General features: G+C 62.1%; 23 protein-coding genes and 1 pseudogene. 14 read left to right on the top strand and 10 right to left on the bottom strand.

The features are described from left to right. Positions 1–26: 26 nt before the first annotated feature. The 3 genes from ASD03_RS21125 (at position 27) to ASD03_RS21115 (ending at position 3,971) form a co-directional block, all read left to right on the top strand. Positions 27–1,511: a mannitol dehydrogenase family protein gene (locus ASD03_RS21125; RefSeq protein ID WP_025428101.1), complete on the top strand. Its 1,485-nt coding sequence runs from the start codon at positions 27–29 to the stop codon at positions 1,509–1,511. 110 nt (positions 1,512–1,621) lie between these two features. Next, on the top strand, positions 1,622–2,290 hold the full coding sequence (locus ASD03_RS21120) for an HAD family hydrolase (protein WP_025428100.1): 669 nt from the start codon (positions 1,622–1,624) through the stop codon (positions 2,288–2,290). 97 nt (positions 2,291–2,387) lie between these two features. Continuing rightward, positions 2,388–3,971, top strand: a complete 1,584-nt coding sequence (locus ASD03_RS21115; RefSeq protein WP_057206516.1) for an FGGY-family carbohydrate kinase — start codon at positions 2,388–2,390, stop codon at positions 3,969–3,971. Between the two features lie 319 nt (positions 3,972–4,290). On the opposite strand, the gene ASD03_RS21110 is transcribed toward ASD03_RS21115, so the two are convergent. Then, a complete protein-coding gene (locus ASD03_RS21110) occupies positions 4,291–5,085 on the bottom strand; it encodes a response regulator (RefSeq protein WP_025428098.1) in 795 nt (264 codons plus the stop codon). 135 nt (positions 5,086–5,220) lie between these two features. On the opposite strand from ASD03_RS21110, the gene ASD03_RS21105 reads away from it, so the two are divergent. The 3 genes from ASD03_RS21105 (at position 5,221) to ASD03_RS21095 (ending at position 7,635) form a co-directional block, all read left to right on the top strand. Then, positions 5,221–5,415, top strand: a complete 195-nt coding sequence (locus tag ASD03_RS21105) for a NepR family anti-sigma factor (RefSeq protein ID WP_025428097.1) — start codon at positions 5,221–5,223, stop codon at positions 5,413–5,415. Between the two features lie 8 nt (positions 5,416–5,423). Further along, the gene (locus ASD03_RS21100) at positions 5,424–5,978 is read left to right on the top strand and encodes an RNA polymerase sigma factor (RefSeq protein ID WP_025428096.1); all 555 of its coding nucleotides are present in this window, start codon (positions 5,424–5,426) and stop codon (positions 5,976–5,978) included. Positions 5,979–6,126: 148 nt separating this feature from the next. Beyond that, positions 6,127–7,635, top strand: a complete 1,509-nt coding sequence (locus tag ASD03_RS21095) for an HWE histidine kinase domain-containing protein (protein WP_025428095.1) — start codon at positions 6,127–6,129, stop codon at positions 7,633–7,635. Here ASD03_RS21095 and ASD03_RS21090 read toward each other — a convergent pair. From ASD03_RS21090 to hemP, 7 genes are all read right to left on the bottom strand, one after another. Continuing rightward, positions 7,632–8,063, bottom strand: coding sequence for a hypothetical protein (locus ASD03_RS21090; protein WP_025428094.1), 432 nt, complete (start codon positions 8,061–8,063; stop codon positions 7,632–7,634). The genes ASD03_RS21095 and ASD03_RS21090 overlap by 4 nt on opposite strands. Before the next feature lie 80 nt (positions 8,064–8,143). Continuing rightward, the gene (locus ASD03_RS21085; RefSeq protein WP_025428093.1) at positions 8,144–8,512 is read right to left on the bottom strand and encodes a DUF883 family protein; all 369 of its coding nucleotides are present in this window, start codon (positions 8,510–8,512) and stop codon (positions 8,144–8,146) included. A 159-nt stretch (positions 8,513–8,671) separates the two neighbouring features. Continuing rightward, positions 8,672–9,463 (bottom strand): heme ABC transporter ATP-binding protein, encoded by a 792-nt coding sequence (locus ASD03_RS21080; RefSeq protein WP_025428092.1) that lies wholly within the window; start codon positions 9,461–9,463, stop codon positions 8,672–8,674. Between the two features lie 9 nt (positions 9,464–9,472). Further along, positions 9,473–10,597 carry an iron ABC transporter permease gene (locus tag ASD03_RS21075; protein ID WP_057216116.1) on the bottom strand — a complete coding sequence of 375 codons (1,125 nt, stop codon included), beginning with the start codon at positions 10,595–10,597 and terminating at the stop codon, positions 9,473–9,475. After that, a complete protein-coding gene (locus ASD03_RS21070) occupies positions 10,584–11,534 on the bottom strand; it encodes a hemin ABC transporter substrate-binding protein (protein ID WP_025428090.1) in 951 nt (316 codons plus the stop codon). The genes ASD03_RS21075 and ASD03_RS21070 overlap by 14 nt, the downstream gene beginning before the upstream one ends. Positions 11,535–11,544: 10 nt before the next feature. After that, on the bottom strand, positions 11,545–12,606 hold the full coding sequence (locus ASD03_RS21065; protein ID WP_025428089.1) for a hemin-degrading factor: 1,062 nt from the start codon (positions 12,604–12,606) through the stop codon (positions 11,545–11,547). A 10-nt stretch (positions 12,607–12,616) separates the two neighbouring features. Continuing rightward, entirely contained in the window at positions 12,617–12,799 is a 183-nt protein-coding gene (gene hemP / locus ASD03_RS41335) for a hemin uptake protein HemP (RefSeq protein WP_025428088.1), read from the bottom strand. A 213-nt stretch (positions 12,800–13,012) separates the two neighbouring features. Here hemP and ASD03_RS21055 point away from each other — a divergent pair, with 213 nt between their 5' ends. The 5 genes from ASD03_RS21055 (at position 13,013) to ASD03_RS21035 (ending at position 15,713) form a co-directional block, all read left to right on the top strand. Next, the gene (locus ASD03_RS21055; protein WP_107028056.1) at positions 13,013–13,447 is read left to right on the top strand and encodes a hypothetical protein; all 435 of its coding nucleotides are present in this window, start codon (positions 13,013–13,015) and stop codon (positions 13,445–13,447) included. Between the two features lie 62 nt (positions 13,448–13,509). Then, on the top strand, positions 13,510–14,424 hold the full coding sequence (locus tag ASD03_RS21050) for an energy transducer TonB (protein ID WP_025428086.1): 915 nt from the start codon (positions 13,510–13,512) through the stop codon (positions 14,422–14,424). Positions 14,425–14,639: 215 nt separating this feature from the next. Then, positions 14,640–15,056, top strand: coding sequence for a DUF2325 domain-containing protein (locus tag ASD03_RS21045; RefSeq protein WP_025428085.1), 417 nt, complete (start codon positions 14,640–14,642; stop codon positions 15,054–15,056). A 62-nt stretch (positions 15,057–15,118) separates the two neighbouring features. Next, the gene (locus ASD03_RS21040) at positions 15,119–15,388 is read left to right on the top strand and encodes a hypothetical protein (protein ID WP_025428084.1); all 270 of its coding nucleotides are present in this window, start codon (positions 15,119–15,121) and stop codon (positions 15,386–15,388) included. Positions 15,389–15,398: 10 nt separating this feature from the next. Continuing rightward, positions 15,399–15,713, top strand: coding sequence for an antibiotic biosynthesis monooxygenase (locus tag ASD03_RS21035; protein ID WP_025428083.1), 315 nt, complete (start codon positions 15,399–15,401; stop codon positions 15,711–15,713). Positions 15,714–15,744: 31 nt separating this feature from the next. Here ASD03_RS21035 and ASD03_RS21030 read toward each other — a convergent pair whose 3' ends face one another. Both ASD03_RS21030 and ASD03_RS21025 read right to left on the bottom strand, forming a co-directional pair. Further along, positions 15,745–16,113: a DUF423 domain-containing protein gene (locus ASD03_RS21030; protein ID WP_025428082.1), complete on the bottom strand. Its 369-nt coding sequence runs from the start codon at positions 16,111–16,113 to the stop codon at positions 15,745–15,747. A gap of 7 nt (positions 16,114–16,120) precedes the next feature. Beyond that, a pseudogene (locus tag ASD03_RS21025) lies at positions 16,121–16,514 on the bottom strand (globin). Between the two features lie 139 nt (positions 16,515–16,653). Between ASD03_RS21025 and ASD03_RS21020 the strand changes: the two are divergent. From ASD03_RS21020 to ASD03_RS21010, 3 genes are all read left to right on the top strand, one after another. Beyond that, positions 16,654–17,214 carry a TetR/AcrR family transcriptional regulator gene (locus ASD03_RS21020; protein WP_025428081.1) on the top strand — a complete coding sequence of 187 codons (561 nt, stop codon included), beginning with the start codon at positions 16,654–16,656 and terminating at the stop codon, positions 17,212–17,214. A gap of 17 nt (positions 17,215–17,231) precedes the next feature. Further along, on the top strand, positions 17,232–17,573 hold the full coding sequence (locus ASD03_RS21015; RefSeq protein WP_025428080.1) for an SMR family transporter: 342 nt from the start codon (positions 17,232–17,234) through the stop codon (positions 17,571–17,573). 119 nt (positions 17,574–17,692) lie between these two features. Continuing rightward, positions 17,693–17,980, top strand: a 288-nt coding sequence (locus ASD03_RS21010; protein WP_348523277.1) for a ThuA domain-containing protein, incomplete at its 3' end; no start/stop codon positions are given.

Raw genomic sequence — 17,980 nt, 5'->3', positions numbered from 1 at the left:
CGATGCCTCGATAAGGAAACGAGACCATGACGACCAAACTTTCTCTTGCCGCGCTCGACGCAGTGAAGGCCAAGGCCGGCGTGCCGAGCTACGATCGCGCCGATCTGAAAGCCGGTATCGTGCATTTCGGTGTCGGCAATTTTCACCGTGCCCATCAGGCCGTCTATCTCGACGATCTCTTCAATGCCGGGCACGACCATGACTGGGCGATCGTCGGTGCCGGGGTCCTTCCCTCCGATGAACAAATGCGGGCAAAGCTCGCGGCGCAGGATTTCCTGACGACGGTGGTCGAGCAGGACAACAACCGCACCGGCGCGCATGTGACTGGCGCGATGATCGACTATCTCAGGCCCGGCGACGTCGCTGGCATCGTCGCCAGGCTTGCAGACCCGGCGATCCGCATTGTTTCGCTGACGATCACCGAGGGCGGCTATTTCATCGATCCAGCCTCCGGCGTTTTTAATCCGACCCACCCGGCCATCGTTGACGATGCGCAAAATCCCGCCGCGCCGAAGACGGTCTTCGGTTTGATCGTTGCCGGTCTGAAGGCACGCCGCGACGGACAAATTCCGCCGTTCACGGTGATGTCATGCGACAACATTCCGGGCAATGGCGAGGTGACCCACGCTGCGGTTTCAGGCCTTGCCCGGCTGTTCGATCCTGATTTCGCCGACTGGATCGACGCCAATATCGCCTTTCCGAACGGCATGGTGGACCGCATAACGCCGGCCACGGGCGCACGCGAAATCGGCATCGTCGCAACCGATTACGAGATCGAGGATGGCTGGCCGGTGTTTTGCGAAGAGTTCAAGCAATGGGTGCTGGAGGATCATTTTCCGCAGGGACGCCCGGCGCTCGAAAAGGTCGGCGTGCAGTTCGTGCCCGATGTTGCGCCCTATGAGCACATGAAGATCCGCATCCTCAACGGCGGCCACGCGGCAATCGCCTATCCCGCAGCCCTGCTCGACATTCATTTCGTCCACGAGGCGATGGAGGAGCCGCTGATCCGTGATTTTCTCGCCAAGCTTGAGCATGACGAGATCATTCCGGTCATTCCGCCGGTGCCGAACACCGATCTCGGCGATTATTACAAGCTGATCGAGATGCGCTTTTCCAACCCGAAGATCGGCGACACGATCCCGCGGCTTGCACAGGACGGCTCCAACCGGCAGCCGAAATTCATCCTGCCCTCGACGGCCGACCGGCTGGCGCGGGGCGAAGACGTCGTCGGCCTGGCGCTGGTGTCAGCGCTCTGGTGCCGCTACTTCGACGGCACGACCGATAGCGGCAAGCAGATTGTCTTCAACGACCAGAACGCCGAACGGCTTCAGGCGGCAGCCCGTGCCGCAAGGCAGGATCCGACGGCTTTTCTGGCGCTGTCGGACATTTTCGGCGAGGTCGCCCAATCCGATCTCTTCCGCAAGCGCTTCACCCACGCATTGAAAACCCTCTGGGAAAAAGGTACGCGCGCTACGCTCCAGCTTTATCTGGACGGCAAGCTTACTGCATAATTCCTTAGAACGGGGCCCGATTTAAGGATGAAATTACGCAGCAATTCAAAGAGTTACAGCGACGTTGGCGCGTCTTAAAAGATGCGCAGCGCTGTAAGGGGTAGGGTGTTATGGCCGACGGCGCGTCCAGGTTGGTGATCTTCGATTGCGACGGCGTGCTGGTTGACAGCGAGCCGATCTCGCTCGAAGTCCTGGTCGACGTGCTGGCGGCGGCAGGCGTGTCGATGACCACGGAGGAGGCGACCGAACGGTTTCTCGGGCGCAGCCTGAAAAGCATGTCTGCCATACTTCACGACGAATATGGCCTGGCGACAGACGACGCCTTTCTCGAAGAAATGCGCACGCGGCTCTATCAGCGTTTCCGTACGGAGTTGCAGCCGATCGCCGGTATTCGCCGGGCGGTCGAAGACCTTGGCGTCGCCTGTTGCGTCGCCTCGTCCAGCCAGCCGGAACGCATCCGGCTGTCGCTGACCGTCACCGGTCTGATCGATCTTTTCGAGCCGAACATCTTCTCTGCAACGATGGTCAAACATGGCAAACCGGCGCCCGACCTGTTTCTGCTGGCGAGCCGGGAGATGGGCTATGCACCCAAGGATTGTATCGTCGTCGAAGACAGTCCGGCCGGCATCGAAGCCGCGCACGCCGCTGGCATGCGGGCCTTTGCCTTCGCCGGTGGCGGACATGCGCGCAGCGACCGTCATCGACAGACACTCGCCAAGCTCGACCCCGACGTGCTGTTTGACGACATGGGCGAATTGTTACAGTTTGTCCGCCAATAGTGCATAATTCCTCAAGTCGAAATCGATTTGATGGGAAAATTATGCGGCAGTTTCAAGATGTTGCAGCGTGCTGTAACGGGGACGGGGATCTCCATTGATGCGTGAATTCGTCGTTGCGGTCGATGTCGGTACCGGCAGTGCCCGTGCCGGAATTTTCGACCGGAATGGCAGGCTTCTGGCGCGTGCCGACCTGCCGATCGCCATGAACCGGCCGGAAGAAAATCATGCCGAACACGATTCGGAAGATATCTGGAGAGCTGTCTGCGGCTCGGTGAAAGCTGCCAGAGACAAGGCCGGCATCGCGCCGGAGAGCATTGCCGCCATCGGTTTCGATGCAACGTGTTCGCTCGTGGTGCGCGACCGGAGCGGCGCGCCGCTTTCCGTCAACCGAAAGGGCGAGGCGCGCTGGGACACAATCGTCTGGCTCGATCATCGGGCGCTGACGGAGGCCGATTTCTGTACCGCCACCGGACACCCGGTCCTCGATTTCTCCGGCCGCGTCATGTCGCCGGAGATGGAAATGCCGAAGCTGATGTGGCTGAAGCGGAATCTGCCTAGCCAATGGGAGAAGGCAGGCTTTTTCTTCGATCTCGCCGACTATCTCTCCTGGCGGGCGACCGGCAGTGCGGCGCGCTCGCGCTGCACCTTGACGGCGAAATGGAACTATCTCGCCCATGAACAGCGCGGTTGGCAGGCGGACTATCTCGCGCGGATCGGCCTCGAGGATCTGCTTGCGCGGGGCGGATTGCCGGAGGAAACGCAGCCGGTCGGAAGCTCGGTCGGGGGCTTGTCGGTGGAGGCTGCCGCCGAGCTCGGTCTTGATATCGGCTGCCAGGTGGCACCGGGTCTGATCGACGCCTATGCCGGGGCGCTCGGCGTGCTCGGCGGTTTTGCCGGCGAGCCGGAAAAGCTCGAGCGGCAACTGGCGCTGATCGCGGGCACCTCGAGCTGCATCGTTGCCTTCTCCAAGGATATGAAGCCCGGCTTCGGCATGTGGGGACCCTATTTCGAAGCGGTGCTGCCCGGCGCCTGGCTGATCGAAGGCGGCCAGTCGGCGACCGGCGCCCTGCTCGATCACATCGTGCGCATTCATGGCGGCGGCCTGGAGCCAACGACCGAGACCCACGGCCGGATCATCGCGCGCGTCCAGGAACTGCGCGTCCTGCACGGAACGCAGTTTGCCGAACGGCTGCATGTACTGCCGGATTTCCACGGCAACCGCTCACCGCTTGCCGATCCACACGGGCTCGGCGTCATCAGCGGCCTGCCGTTCGATTCGTCGTTCGATGCGCTGTGCCGGCTCTATTGGCGCACCTGCGTGGCGATCGCGCTCGGCATCCGCCATATCCTCGAGATGATGCGTGAGGTCGGCTACGAACTCGACACACTTCACGTCACCGGCGGCCACGTGCGCAATGCGCTTCTGATGGAGCTTTATTGCGACGTCACGGGTTGCCGGGTCGTAGCACCCGATGCGCCTGACGCCGTTCTTCTCGGAACGGCGATGGCGGCAGCCGTTGCCGGTCAGGTTCACGTCGATCTCGCCGTGGCCGGTGCGGCGATGGCGTCCGGCGGGCGCGAGCGGCGGCCGAACGACGCCATGCGTGACATCTACGATCGCGACTACCGCCGCTTCCTTGCGCTCTACCGCCATCGCGACGAACTGGACGCGCTGCAATAAAAAAATGATCGGCAAACGCGCAACTCCGGGAACCTTTGTTTGCGTCACGCATTTTATTTTCAGACCGGACGGTGGCGCGCATCGCCCCCAATGTGGCGCCGGAGGTAATCCGCCGGTTTACAACTCACACTCCCCCGGTGAGTTGAACAATGTCAGCCAGTGCCTTCCCTCGGCACTGGCTGTTTTGTTTCCAGCGCTTGCCATCAACGGGCATGCCAATCAGGACACCAGCGACGAAAGGCAAGGGCGGGCGACAGCAACAAGTGGACAAACAAAAGCCGGCGACCGAGGCCGCCGGCGATAGATGCTGTGTCGATGATCAGGCTGCGGCCTTCGTCGATTCGTTGAAGAACAGCGCCTGGCTGATCAGCGCCTTCACCATGTCAGGATTGAAAGGCTTCGTGACCAGGAAGGTCGGCTCAGGGCGTTCGCCGGTCAGCAGCCTCTCAGGGAAGGCGGTGATGAAGATCACCGGGATGGCGCTGGCCTTCAGGATATCGTTGACCGCATCGATACCGGAGCTGCCGTCGGCGAGCTGGATATCGGCAAGCACCATGCTCGGACGGGTCTTCTTATAGAGCGCGATTGCTTCGTCGCGGGTGCGGGCAATGCCGGTCACTCGGTGGCCAAGGCTCTCGACCATGTTTTCGATATCGATGGCGATCAGAGGCTCGTCCTCGATGATCATGATATCGGTTGCGACCTGTCGCGAGATTTCCTGCGAAGCGCGGTCGAGAAGGGAACCGATCTTGTCGTCGGTGACGGCAAGGATTTCGCTTGCTTCCTCGGGCCGGAAACCTTCGACCGAGACGAGAAGGAAAGCCTGGCGGGCAAGCGGCGAAACGTTTGCCAGATTGACCGAGGCGCGCTGCTCCCAGGCAAAGGGCGAAACCGGCTCGGGAACCAGCACCGACGAGGAGCCGAAGAGCGACGTGTAGAGGCGGAACAGCGCGACCCGGTCATTGCTGGCCTCCGGGAAAATGGAGGTATCGGCAATCAGGGCTTCGAGTACCGCGGCCACATAGGCGTCGCCTGATGTCTGCGACCCGGTCAATGCGCGCGAGTAGCGGCGCAGATAGGGCAGCAGCGGCGCGATCCGTGTGGACAATGTCATGGAGTACTCCCTCGAGAATATAATCTTGCAGTGATGCTCCAAAACGTTTCACGCAAAAAAAAGTTCCGGGAGGGAACATTTCATTTTTCAGACGCGTTAAGGCGGTAATGAACACCACAAGGCGACAGATTGACAATGAAGTATAAAACAGGGGCGGGGCGCACTTCCGGTACGACCTCATGGTCCGAAGACCCAAACACGCAGATCGCGGCCAAGTTAAAGGCGCTCTATCAGTCCGTTCAGGAAGAAGCGATACCTTCGCGCTTTCTCGATCTTCTGGAAAAACTCGACGCAGCCGAGCGGCAGTCGGTTCTGCAGGGAAGGGAGTGAGCGCCAGAATGTCGTCTGAAAAGAATGAGTTCAAGCGAGAGATGCTCGCCGCCCTGCCGAGCCTTCGCGCCTTTGCCATGTCTCTCATAGGTCGTCATGACCGGGCCGACGATCTTGTTCAGGACACGATCATGAAAGCCTGGGCCAAGCAGGACCACTTCCAGATGGGCACGAACATGAAGGCCTGGCTGTTCACGATCCTGCGCAACGAGCTCTACAGCCAGATGCGCAAGCGCGGACGCGAGGTGCAGGACAGCGACGGCCATTTCACCGAATCGCTTGCCCATCATCCGGAACAATATGGTTCGCTCGACCTGCAGGATTTCCGCCGGGCCCTCGAGACGCTGCCCCCGGACCAGCGCGAGGCGATCATCCTCGTCGGCGCGTCGGGTTTTTCCTATGAGGAAGCGGCGACGATCTGCGGCTGCGCCCTGGGCACGATCAAGAGCCGGGTGAACCGCGCCCGCCAGCGCCTTCAGGATATCCTCAAGGTGCAGGGCGAAAACGACTACGGTCCGGACGAAACGTCCGCTCCCATTACCTCACGGGCATTCGTTTCCTGATCCGACAGCTCTTTTTGGCCGCCAGAGCGTTGCAAATCGAGAGCAGCCCTGCTTTCACTGGCGGCCTGAACGTCTCCGCAGAAGAGCGCCGTGTGTCAATGGCAATCGGCGCCGGCTGACGGGTGCGGCAGTTTGGAGTTGAGGCCGGATGCGCGAAAAAAGAGAAGAAAAGACCGCCCCGCCGGAGACATCGCTGCTCGACGCGCCCGAGCGGTTGAGCGTGCTGCATGCGACGGTGCCGGACATGGCGGTACCCGATGCGGATTTCGACGGCATTGCCGAGATCGCTGTCCGCCTCTTCGATGCGCCGATCGCGCTCGTCAGCCTGCTTGACCGCGAGTGGCAATGGTTCAAGGCGGCGGTCGGTACCACGGAGACGCGGGCGTCATCGGAGGATTCGTTCTGCGTGCACGCGGCAGCCGATGCGGGAGGCAACGGCCTAGTTGTACTCGACGCCTCAGTCGATCTGCGTTTTCGCAATCGGCCGCTGGTCGCCGGCGCGCCATTCCTGCGCTTTTACGCCGGCGCGCCGATCGTTCTCGATGGCCAGCCGGTCGGCACGGTCTGCGTGCTCGACGTTGCCGCGCGCAGCGAGGTCGCACCGCATCTGATGGAGCAGCTGCGCCGGCTTGCCGATCTTGCCGCCTCGCTTCTCAAGCTCAAGGACGAGGCGCGACGGCGCGCCATCAAGGAGGCAGCGCTCTCCCGCGAGGAACAGCGCCACGCGATGGCGCTTGAGGCGGCCAATATCGGCAGCTGGCTCTGGAACGTTCGCTCCGGCGTGATCGTCGGCAACAGCGCCTTTATGCGCATGTTCGGCTTGCCGGCCGATCGGTCGTTCGGCGCCAGGGAAGTGTTCGGCGCCATCCATGCCGATGACCGCGGCGCAACCTTCGCCAAGCTTCGCCAGGCGATGAAGGCGGACGAGGAATATGACGGGATGTTCCGGGTCGGAAACACCGGCCGTTGGCTGCTCGGCCGCGGGCGGGTGCACGATCGGGATGCCAAGGGAAATCCGCTGACCTTCATCGGTGTCACCATCGATGTCACCGACCAGCAGGCATCGGTGCAGCGAACGCGGCTGTTGCTCAAGGAACTCAACCACCGGGTCAAGAATACCCTGGCGATGCTGCAGTCGCTCGCCCGCCAGACCCTGCGCCAGACCAGCGACCCGGCCGAATTCATGACCGCCTTTGCCGGACGACTGCAAGCGATCTCCGAGGCGCATGGACTTCTCTCGGACCATGAGTGGGGCACGATCCGGCTTGCGGACCTGATCTCCAAGCAATTGATGCCGCATGTCAGCGTCTATGCGGACCAGATCGAACTGCACAAGGACGAGGTGCTGCTCGGCCCCGACCAGGCCGTCGGCCTGGGGCTCGTGCTGCATGAACTTGCGACCAATGCGGTGAAATACGGCTCCCTTTCGGTGCCGACCGGCAAGGTGGTGCTGACGGCGCGCAACGTCGTCGAAGAAGGCGAAGCGGTATTGCACCTGACCTGGACGGAGGTCGGCGGACCGCCCGTGCGCGAACCGAAACGTCGAGGCTTTGGCTCCATCCTGATAGAGCGCAGCCTCGACAAGGTTCTCGGCAGTTCGGTGAAGGTCGAATATATGGCGGCCGGCGTGACCGCGCTGATCCGCTTGCCGCTTTAGGTTTCCCGTCGCGGCCTGCGCTTCCTGCCGGTGCCGAGCAAGGCGCCGATGGCAAGGGCCGTGCCCACGGCGAGCAGCGGCTGTTTGCGCAGGATGCTTGCTGCGGCCAGCATCGTCAGATTGGTTTGCATCATCGACCGACGGCGGCGCTCTTCGGCGAGCCGCCTATCCCGTCCTTGCAGGGCAATCATCACGATGATCAGGATCAAGGCCGTCAGGATGAGGGCTGCGGCTATCGACGCGGCGGCGACCACAGGCGAATAGGCGGCGCTGAGATAAAGCGCGATGGCGATCAGTGCGAAGATGTAGGCGGTGACAAGCAGCACGGCGACGACGGCGCACAAGGCGGCGTTGCGCTTGAAACGTGATGCGGTGGCGCCGATGTCGGCAGCCAGCAAGGCGGACAGAGCGGCCCCGAGTGGTCCCATGCGCATTTACTCCTGGTAACACGTCAAAACGGGTGGGATGCGTCTGGCGATCCCACCCCGTTCCAAGATCTGCATCGAACCTAGCGCCGCAGCAGTGCGGCGGCGATCAGACCGATGAGGGCTGCCGTGCCAAGCGTTGCGAACGGGTGCTCGCGTACCGCATGGCGAAGCTGCTTTTCCGTGCCGGCATAGCGGTCGCGCAGATCGCCGAGCAGTTCCTCGCCGCTTGCGAGCAAATCCTGAAGGCCGGCTTCCGCGTGCTCGCGGGCATCGTGCGCCTTGCTACGCGCCTGTTTCGAAGCGTCGGCACCGCGATCGGCAAGCAGGGCAACGAGCGCCGCCATGTCGCTACGCAGTTCGCTGAGCTGGTCTTCGATGGAAATGTCAGCGAGCGCGCCGTTGCGCTTGCTCGACCGTGAACTTGAACCTGAGAAGAGGCCTGAAGCCATGATTGGTCTCCCTTTCGCTGCAACGCCGGCCAAGGACGACCGGCGTGATCCGTTGGCACCGACATGGCAAGCGCATTGCCACGACCGGTACTTCGGGGAGAACAACGCACGAGTGCGCAAATTGTTTCGATAAATCTTGAAGTTGGCGCGATTTGCCGGCTAGAGCGTCGCCGTCTGCGGCAACACGAAGGGCACGTCGGCTGCCGGCATGGCGCTGACCTGCATGCGGCAGCCGAACACCACCTCCATCGTCTCGTCGGTCAACACCTCTCGCGGCGCGCCGCCTGCGCGGATCTTCCCGGCCTTCATCATGATCATCCGGTCGGCGAACATCGCCGTCAGGTTGAGATCGTGCATGACGGCGATGACGCCACCGCCGCGCTCGCAGAACCGGCGCGCCAGTTGCATGATGGTCAACTGGTGGCGGATATCGAGGCTCGAGACCGGTTCGTCGAGCAGCAGATAGCGCGGTTCGCCATCGCCGACCGGGTTGGAAATCTGGCAGAGGACGCGCGCCAGCTGCACGCGCTGCTGTTCGCCGCCCGAAAGCTCCTGATAGAAGCGCCCGGCAAAGCCGCCGAGATCGACGGCCTCGAGCGCTTCGGCGGCAATGCGGTCATTGGCCCTGGCATCTGATGTCGCGCCTGCGGTCAGGCCGAGCCGCACCACTTCGCGGACCGTGAAGGGAAACGAGATCACCGTCGATTGTGGAAGCACCCCGCGTTTCAGCGCGAGCTCCCAGGGTTTCAGGCCCTTGAGATTGCGGCCATTGATGCTGACTGATCCGCTTTCCGGCGGCAACTCGCCGGAGATCGCCTTCAACGTCGTTGTCTTGCCGCAGCCGTTCGGCCCGACGATCGCGGTCAGCGCGCCCGGCTCTGCCTCAAGCGAGATGCCGTGGATGACCTGGCGGCCGCCAAGCCGGACGGAGAGGTTGGATACCTTGATCATGGTTTCGGCTCACAGTCCCATGGTCGTGCGACCGCGCAGCAGGATCCAGAGGAAGAACGGCGCGCCTATGAAGGCGGTGACGATACCGATCGGCAACTCTGCAGGCGAGGCAATGGTGCGGGCGATCATGTCGGCCAGGATCAGCAATGTTCCGCCGAGAAGCGCCGATGCCGGCACGAGATAGCGGTGATCCGGGCCGATGACGAGGCGCAGCAGATGCGGTACGACGATGCCGACGAAGCCGATGCCACCGCTGACGGCAACGGACGCACCGGTTGCTGCGGCGACGCTGACGATGGCGATGTTCTTCATGCGCTGCACCGGAATGCCCATGTGGAACGCGGCTGCTTCGCCGAGCGTGATGGCGTTGAGGCCGCGCGCCAGAAAGGGCGTGACCGCGAGCGACAACAGGATGATCGGCGCGGCCGCGGCGATCTTCGTCCAGCTGGCGCCGGCAAGCGAGCCGAGACCCCAGAAAGTGACGTCGCGCAGTTGCTTGTCGTCGGCGATGAAGATCAGCACGCCGGTGAAGGCGCCGGTGAGCGCGCCAAGCGCAATGCCGGCGAGAAGCAGGGTGGCAATCGAGGTTTGGCCGCCGCGGGTGGCGATCCGGTAGAGCAGAAGCGTGGTGACAAGGCCGCCGATGAAGGCTGCGACCGGGAGCGCATAAAAACCGAACAGCGCAAACAGCGGGCCGAACACGGCCGAGCCGAGCACGATCAGCAGAACGGCGCCGAGGCTTGCACCGGAGGAGACGCCGACAAGGCCGGGATCGGCCAGCGGGTTGCGGAATAGCCCCTGCATGACAACGCCGGAGACAGCAAGCGATGCGCCGACGAGCATTCCGAGCACCGCTCGTGGCAACCTGATGTCGAGAATGATGATGCGGTCGCGAAAGCTCAGGACCTGATCCGCATCGCTCGCGCCGAGCAGCCAGCGCACGACGTTGGACAGCGAAGCGTCGGCGGCACCGGTCATGATCGAGCCGATGAAGGTGGCTGCCGCGAAGATGACGAGTAGAACAATGACGACGCGGGCCAGCCGCGCACGATTGCCCGACCGCCATTCGGCCCGGATATCGGCGGCGAGGGCGGTCACGCGCCTGCCGAGGTCCAAAGCCTCACTGCGAGGCATTGGCCTTCTTTCCGTAGATTGCGGCGTTGAGTTCGCGAATGGCGCTTGCGGTGCGCGGGCCGAATCCGAGCAGGTGCAGGCCGTCCATGCGGATCAGCGTCTTGGTCTTGGCGGCAGGCGTCAGGCTCAGCGAAGGCAGGGCGAAGAGTTCGTCCGCCTTGGCGCTGTGTTCACCGCCGCGGTCCATCATCAGGATGACGTCGGGCTTGGCTTCAATGATCGCCTCGTCGGTCAGGGCCTTGTAGCCCGGGAATTTTCCGGCGGCGTTGATCGCGCCGGAAAGCTCGATGATGCCGTTGGCAGCCGTGCCGGTGCCCGACGCCATGATCTTGCCGCCCTGGGTGCTGAGCACGAAAAGAACGCGCTTGCGCTCGCCTTCCGGGCGCTTGGCACCACCGGCAACCGCTGCAGCAAGGTCGGCTTCCACCGACTTTGCGAGCGCATCGGCCTTGTCGGGCACATTGAGGAAGGTGCCGACCGAGCGGATCTTTGCCGGAATGCTGTCCTTGTCGAAGGTTTCCGGCACGCTGGTGAAGGCGATGTTGGCATCCTTCAGGATGGCGAGCGCCTCCGGCGGGCCGCTGCCTTCGACGGCGACGATCGCGGTCGGATTGACCGCGATGATGCCTTCCGGGGCGAGCGCGCGCATGTAGCCGACATCAGGCAGCTTGGTTGCAGCTTCCGGATAGGTGCTGGTCGAATCGCGGCCGACCAGCCGGCCTTCCTCGCCGAGTGCGTAGATGATCTCGGTAACCGCACCGCCAACCGAAACGACGCGCGAGACGTCCGGCTGCTCAATGCTCTGTGCCATCGCCGGGCGGATGAACGACGGCGCCCCTGGCGCCACGGCGGGCAACAGGAAGGGAGCCGAAACCGCAAACGCGGCCAGAGCCAGCTCCCAGAGGCGAAGGCGGCGGAAGTCGAGACCGTTGATCATCACGCTGTCCTTAAGCTGCGACGGTGGTGTCAAGGCGTGCGAGGCCCTCGGCGATATCGCGCCACTCGGGACGCTCGGCAAAACCTTCCTTACGCTTGCCGAAGAACTGGATGATCATCTCGCCCTTGGCGTCGAGCGCCTCGATCGAGGTGACGTGACCATCGGCAGTCGGCTTGCGCACGGCCCAAAGCTCGGCGATGTGATCGGTGCGCAGGTGAAGATGGAAGGTCGGGTCCATGACGTTCAGCCACGGACCCATCGGGGCGATCTTGGCGATCGGGCCGGAATGGATCTGGATCACGCCGCGATTGCCGACGAAGCACATGATCGGCAGTTCGATCTCGGCGCTGGCACGCATCATCGTTTCGATGCTCGACGGGTCGAGACGCCAGGCGAAGTCGTCGCCGATATGCTGCAGCGCCTGGCGGCGGCCGATCTTCAGCTTGCGCAGCAGGCCGTGGAATTGATGCGTGTCGGTCATCTTGGACCAGCGGTCGCGCAGCTCGGTGACGTCGACGACGTTCTCCTGCTTGTCATCGGCAGCCGGTGCGCTGGCGTCCGCAACGAAGGTCTGCGACTGGTCGTCGAGACGGAAGTCTTCAACGATCTTGTCGTAGGCGGCGACATTTGACGCCGGGCGCAGGTGCAGCTTGTGCACCGCATTGCCCCATTTGTCGAAGAACTGCAGGCTCTTGCGGGCTTCGCCGCTGTCATCGGTCTTGGTTACGGCAAAGGCATGCGCCCAGGCGCTCGGGAAGACGCGCAGGTCGATCTGCTCGCCAAGCACGATGCTGGCCATCTCGCCGGTTGTGATCTTTTCGTAGACGCCGATCTTTTCGTGAACTGCGCTTTCGTTGCGGGTCAAAGCCATGACCTCACCCAGTTCCTCGGCGCGCAGCAGGAAGCGGTTGGCATCCGCGTCGATGCGCACGGCGGTCAAGCCACATTCGGCCGCCACGAGGGCTGCTTCCGAAACTCCGAGCTGGGCCGCGATGTCGCGCTCGCGCATTTTCGGGTTCTCAGCGCGGTAGGCACGGATTTCGGACGGGGTGGGACGGAGGCTCTCGGTCATTGTTATTTGCCTATTTGTTCAGGATCAGTTTGCCTTGGCGGGTGATCTTCATGCGGTAGATCGCCCCGTCGTGGGAAATGAGGATCTCGCTTTCGCCGCGAAAGAGGTCGCGGCTCTCGACGATCCGCTGGGCCCGCTGCGCGGAGGCTACAGGTTGTGAAAATCGCGCATAATCGGTGTCGTCGGCTGCCACGGTTCGGTCGTCTCTAGATGGCGGGAGGCGGTGTTTTTCCCGCATTTCCTGCCGTGCAATTCGTTTACTATCTTGACTTCATTACTCATATTTCTTTATGGACGCAATACCGGATCGCCACACTCAAGTTAAGATGTCCGCGCTTGTGGATAGATGGCGACGACTTCAACGCTCCCAGGGTTCGGAGCGCCGATCGTGAGTGGTATTAGAATGATGCACCTTTCCCGTATGGTTGTTCCCGTGGCATTCGCGTTTGTTCTTGCGGCAGGCGGTGCAGTCGCCCAGGAGGCGTCGTCCGCTGGCGCGCTCAACATCGAACTCAACGAGGTCACGCCGTCGCAGAAGGGCTGCAAGCTCACCTTCGTCGCCGGCAACGCCTTCGTGCAGAATTTGAGCAAGGTTTCCTTTGAGTTCGTGATCTTCGACCAGAAGGGTCTGGTCGAGCGCATGGCGGTGCTCGACTTCCGCGATCTGCCTGCTGGCAAGACCAAGGTTCGGCAGTTCGATCTTCCCGGCACGAATTGCGAAGCGGTGAAGAGCCTGCTGATCAATGACGCGCCCGCCTGCGTCGGCGATGGTGTAGAGGGCGATGCCTGCATGAAGGGCCTCAAGACCGGTTCGAAGTCGCCGGTCGAACTCAAGGGCTGAGGTTGATTTTTCGCATTGAGTACTGCGTTTGCGTCGCGGCTCGCGGCGAAGGTTAGGCCAAGATGAAGCATACCGTGAAATGGATCGGCGCAATTGCCTTCTCGCTCGTGGCGCATACCAGCGTTGCCATGTACCTTGCCTCCTCTACGCCGGAACAGCCGCAAGACCTGATCGCCGGCGGTGCCGAGGTCGAAGTTGCGATCCTCGGTGATGCCTTCGAAGAAACCTTGCAGTCCGGCGATCCGACGGAAGTCGTCGAGCCGACCGAAGACGTTCCCGACGAAGTCAAGCCCGAGGAGATTACCCCGGTCGAAGACGTCACGTCGACCACGCAGGAGATCACGGCGGAGCAACCGCATGATTTGATCGCCACGGAAGCCGATGTCATCCTGCCTGCCGAGCAGGTTCCCACCCTGCAGGTCGCCGAGGCTGTGGTTACTGCCAGCGTCGCGCCGATCGAGACGGTCGTGCCCGAGGAAAAGCCGGAGATCCAGGAGCCGAAGAAGGAGAAGGTTGAAAAGCCTGAACCCAAGAAGGATCCCGTCAGGAAAAAGAAAGTCACCCGCAAGAAAACGGGCGACAAGGGGGAACAGGCACAGAGCCAGGTCAAGGGTAAGCTGGATGGGGACGTAAACGGCAATTCTGCGGCGGCAACCGGCAAGAACCGCTCTACCGCGGTCGGCAACGCCGATATGTCGAACTACAATGGCAAAGTTCGCGCGAAGATAAACCGGCGATACAAGCTTCCATCCGAAGCGCGCCGACAGGGGCTGTCGGGCACGACGACGGTGAGTTTTACGGTGTTGGCGGACGGCGGTGTTTCCCGCGTCAGCGTTGCCGGGAGTTCAGGCTCACCCGTTCTGGACACGGCTGCTCTTGATGCCGTGCGCCGTGCGGCTCCATTTCCTGCCATTCCAGAGGGGGCCGGAAAAAGTGCAATACCGTTCACTTTGCCTATTCAGGCAAGTGTTCGCTAGGCGACTGCCGCCGGCCACGGTGTGATCCGCGGCAGAAGCCGAAGCCCTTCAAAACTGATGGGAAAAATATGATTATAAAACTCATGTTTATACTTTACTCTGATAATCAAGTTTAATAAGTTGCCGCCGTGACGCAACCGAACGGTGTGTGTCGATCCCGGTGCGATCGGTTGCCATGAGGGCCGTCGACGCAGCAAAGAGGCGGAGAAGATTGCATGCGCGGCAAGCGTCACCATAATGCGGCCAAGAACGGCAAGGGTCGTTCCGGTTCCGAACGGGTCGAGGTCTGCGAAGAGGCCGCCAAGGCGACACTCGAAGGCCGCAGTTTCCTCTATGTCGGCGGACGCGATTGCCAGGTTGCGCATCTGCGCGAGATTGTCAGCTCCTTCGGTGCCGAGCTGCTTCACCACGATGGCGGCCTGCGCGAGGCGGTATCGCGCATCGACCGTGTCCTTCCTTCCGTCGACTGTGTTTTCTGCCCGATCGATTGCATCAGCCACGATGCGTGTCTTCGCGTGAAGACCGGCTGCAAGAAGTGGGGCAAGGCTTTCGTGCCGTTGCGCAACGGCTCGAAGTCGAGCCTTGAGCGGGCGCTGCAGGACCTGACCAACAGCCGCAACGACTTGGCATAGCCAAACATATGACGCGCGATGGAGGTGATTGACCTTCCGCGCGCATGGAGATTTTTTTCGAGATGAATGAAAACCGCCCGGACAAGTGCATGATGATCGGCCTGCACAAATTGGCAGCGCAGAATGGCGACGGGCTGGTGCCCGAACTCTACGAATTGCTGACGCGGCGTTCGCGCATGATCGAGGAAAACCCCAATGTCACCGAGTTCCCGTCTTGGGAAACGCGCCGGCCCGGCCGCGACCCTTTCGGGCTTGCGGAGCCGCAGGAGGGCACTATTCTGGCCTTCCCGAGAGCCGCGAACGACGCGGCTCGCAAGAAAGACAGCGCATAGGAGGCAGGCCATGTTCTTCGCAATGAACCGTTTTCGTATCGCCATTGGCCAGGAAGAGGCTTTCGAAGCCGTCTGGAAGAGCCGCGATTCAAGCCTTGCGGACATGCCGGGTTTTGTCTCGTTTCATCTTCTGAGGGGCGAAAACGTGCCGGACGAGGGCTATACGCTCTTCGTCTCGAACTCGACCTGGAAGGACAAGGATGCCTTTTCCGCCTGGACGAAGTCGGAGAACTTCCGGGCCGCGCACAAGAATGCCGGCGAAAACCGCTCGATGTATCTCGGCCCGCCGAAGTTCGAAGGTTTTTCCGTCGTCGAAGGCGCCTGATCTCAAGAGCTTCAAACTGGCGCGTTGAGCGTCACGGCGCCTTTCGTGGAAGGAAGGCGCCGATTGAAACGGCAAGCCAGCCGGCCATGATCGTCGTGCCGCCGAGCGGTGCCGACATCGGAAACAGGCCCTGTCCGGTCACGTGACGCATGGCAAGGTCAGCGGAAAACAGCGCCGTGCCGAAAGCGATCAGCAAGGCTGCGACCGGAGCCGTGCGGAAGCTCGGCCAGGCCGCATAAAGCGCGACGAGCGCCGGCGCGTGCGCCAGGCACATGGCCGAGATCTCGGCGAGCAGCCTGGGGTCGGTGCCATGCGAGGCGGCTGCAGCACTGACCACCCCGGCAATCCCCATCAATCCCGCGACGAAGAGCGTCGTTGCGCGCAATCCACTGGTCGGCATTGTCAGGTCATTCCTTGTTCTGCATGTGCAAGGCGAGGCGGGTGATCGGATCGAGAATGATCTGCCGCAGTTTTGGGTGAGCCACCGTTTCTTCCAGTGCGCGGGTAAAGCAGAGCAGCCATTCGTCGCGCTCCTCCGGCCCAATCTCGGCAACGAAATGCCGGCGCCGCAGCATCGGATGGCCACGCTTTTCCACATAGATCGGCGGACCGCCAAGCCAACCGGTCAGATATTCGTAGAATTTTTTGCTCGCTGCCGGAAAGGTCAGGTGGATGAACCGCGCGGCAGCGTGCCGCTTCGGGCAGCGTATCCATCAGTTCATAGAAACGACGGGTCAGCGCGCGCACCGTCGGGTCGCCGCCGATCGCTTCGTAGAGTGTCGTCGTTTCCGGTTCTGCCATTGCCGCTTCCTTCGTCCCCGAAGTCCTAGCCCGCCAAGGTCTTGTGGACAACGGCTTTCCAGTCTCGCCTTTGCGGCGTTTCCGCGCGGTTCGACACATCGATCTTGACAAACCGTCCAGACGGTATCTTTATGGAAGCATGACAGAAGCCCATCGCCGCAAGAAGCAGCCCGAGCAGGTCCGCCAGCAATTGCTGGAGGTCGCCGCACGCCTGTCGCACGAGCAGGGGGTGGCGGGCATCACGCTCGATGCGGTGTCGCAAGCGGCCGGCGTCAGCAAGGGCGGGCTGCTGCACCATTTCCCCAACAAGTCGGCGCTGCTCGATGGCTTGTTCGACGATCTCGTCGCGCGTTTCGATGCGGCGATCGAGGCGGCGATGGCTGGCGATCCGGAGGCGCAGGGACGCTTTACCCGCGCCTATGTCGATGTCTGCTCGAAGCTCGATCCCGACACCGACGTTCCGGGCTGGCGAATGCTGACGATCGCGCTGATTGCCGAGCCGAACCTGAAGATCCGCTGGCGCGAATGGGTCAACCGCCGGGCTCAGGAGTTTGCGGAAACCGACTCTTCACCCAACTGCGTGCTCGCCCGTTTTGCCGCCGACGGTCTCTGGCTCGCCGACCTGATGCAGAGCCATGAACTCGATGCCGCGGCGCGTGTTGCCCTGGCTGAAAATCTCAAAGCGCTTTCGACGCGATAGACCGGATGGAGACCCAGATGAACCCCGCTATGCTCTATTCCGTCCTGGTCGTTGCCATCGTCTTCGAGGTGCTTGGCACCTCGGCGATGCAGGCGGCACAGCATTTCACCCGGCTGTTGCCGACCGTGACGATGGTCGTTTGCTACGCTGTCGCCTTCTTCTTTCTGTCCTATACGCTGCGCTACATCCCGGTCGGCATCGCCTATGCGGTCTGGAGCGGTCTCGGCATCGTATTGATTTCGCTCGTCGGATACTTTGCCTTCGGCCAGAAGCTGGATCTTGCCGCCATGCTCGGGCTCGGGCTCATCATCGCCGGCGTCGTGGTCCTCAACGTCTTCTCGAAATCCACGTTCCATTGATGTCTGGCCACTGACGCCTAGAGGGCAAAAAGCTCTTGCAAAGGCGCCGGCGTGTCACTAGCCTTACAAATTGAAACCGCTTTCAATTTTAACAGCTGCGCATAAACGGGAATTTGCCGATGTCAATCAGAACAATCGTATGGGGCGAGAATATCCATGAGCAGACCAATGAGGTGGTCAGGAGCATCTATCCGAACGGGATGCACAACACCATCGCGGCGGCGCTGAACACGGACGTTTCGATCGAGGCAACGACGGCGACGCTGCAGGAACCGGAGCATGGCCTGAGCGAGGAGCGACTGGCGAAAACCGATGTGCTTCTGTGGTGGGGGCACAAGGACCACGGCGCCGTCAGCGACGAGGTCGTCGAGCGCGTTGCCAAGCGCGTCTGGGAAGGCATGGGCCTG

This window comes from Ensifer sp. Root127 (genome assembly GCF_001425225.1).
GTDB classification, from domain to species: Bacteria; Pseudomonadota; Alphaproteobacteria; order Rhizobiales; family Rhizobiaceae; genus Ensifer; species Ensifer canadensis.
The sequence above is the reverse complement of the archived record's forward strand: the minus strand, read 5'-3'. Positions and strand labels throughout refer to the sequence as shown.

Coding starts and splice junctions, on each gene's coding strand:
- ASD03_RS21125 (WP_025428101.1), top strand. CDS start 27: ATGACGACCAAACTTTCTCTTGCCGCGCTCGACGCAGTGAAGGCCAAG.
- ASD03_RS21120 (WP_025428100.1), top strand. CDS start 1,622: ATGGCCGACGGCGCGTCCAGGTTGGTGATCTTCGATTGCGACGGCGTG.
- ASD03_RS21115 (WP_057206516.1), top strand. CDS start 2,388: ATGCGTGAATTCGTCGTTGCGGTCGATGTCGGTACCGGCAGTGCCCGT.
- ASD03_RS21110 (WP_025428098.1), bottom strand. CDS start 5,085: ATGACATTGTCCACACGGATCGCGCCGCTGCTGCCCTATCTGCGCCGC.
- ASD03_RS21105 (WP_025428097.1), top strand. CDS start 5,221: ATGAAGTATAAAACAGGGGCGGGGCGCACTTCCGGTACGACCTCATGG.
- ASD03_RS21100 (WP_025428096.1), top strand. CDS start 5,424: ATGTCGTCTGAAAAGAATGAGTTCAAGCGAGAGATGCTCGCCGCCCTG.
- ASD03_RS21095 (WP_025428095.1), top strand. CDS start 6,127: ATGCGCGAAAAAAGAGAAGAAAAGACCGCCCCGCCGGAGACATCGCTG.
- ASD03_RS21090 (WP_025428094.1), bottom strand. CDS start 8,063: ATGGGACCACTCGGGGCCGCTCTGTCCGCCTTGCTGGCTGCCGACATC.
- ASD03_RS21085 (WP_025428093.1), bottom strand. CDS start 8,512: ATGGCTTCAGGCCTCTTCTCAGGTTCAAGTTCACGGTCGAGCAAGCGC.
- ASD03_RS21080 (WP_025428092.1), bottom strand. CDS start 9,463: ATGATCAAGGTATCCAACCTCTCCGTCCGGCTTGGCGGCCGCCAGGTC.
- ASD03_RS21075 (WP_057216116.1), bottom strand. CDS start 10,597: ATGCCTCGCAGTGAGGCTTTGGACCTCGGCAGGCGCGTGACCGCCCTC.
- ASD03_RS21070 (WP_025428090.1), bottom strand. CDS start 11,534: ATGATCAACGGTCTCGACTTCCGCCGCCTTCGCCTCTGGGAGCTGGCT.
- ASD03_RS21065 (WP_025428089.1), bottom strand. CDS start 12,606: ATGACCGAGAGCCTCCGTCCCACCCCGTCCGAAATCCGTGCCTACCGC.
- ASD03_RS21055 (WP_107028056.1), top strand. CDS start 13,013: ATGCACCTTTCCCGTATGGTTGTTCCCGTGGCATTCGCGTTTGTTCTT.
- ASD03_RS21050 (WP_025428086.1), top strand. CDS start 13,510: ATGAAGCATACCGTGAAATGGATCGGCGCAATTGCCTTCTCGCTCGTG.
- ASD03_RS21045 (WP_025428085.1), top strand. CDS start 14,640: ATGCGCGGCAAGCGTCACCATAATGCGGCCAAGAACGGCAAGGGTCGT.
- ASD03_RS21040 (WP_025428084.1), top strand. CDS start 15,119: ATGAATGAAAACCGCCCGGACAAGTGCATGATGATCGGCCTGCACAAA.
- ASD03_RS21035 (WP_025428083.1), top strand. CDS start 15,399: ATGTTCTTCGCAATGAACCGTTTTCGTATCGCCATTGGCCAGGAAGAG.
- ASD03_RS21030 (WP_025428082.1), bottom strand. CDS start 16,113: ATGCCGACCAGTGGATTGCGCGCAACGACGCTCTTCGTCGCGGGATTG.
- ASD03_RS21020 (WP_025428081.1), top strand. CDS start 16,654: ATGACAGAAGCCCATCGCCGCAAGAAGCAGCCCGAGCAGGTCCGCCAG.
- ASD03_RS21015 (WP_025428080.1), top strand. CDS start 17,232: ATGAACCCCGCTATGCTCTATTCCGTCCTGGTCGTTGCCATCGTCTTC.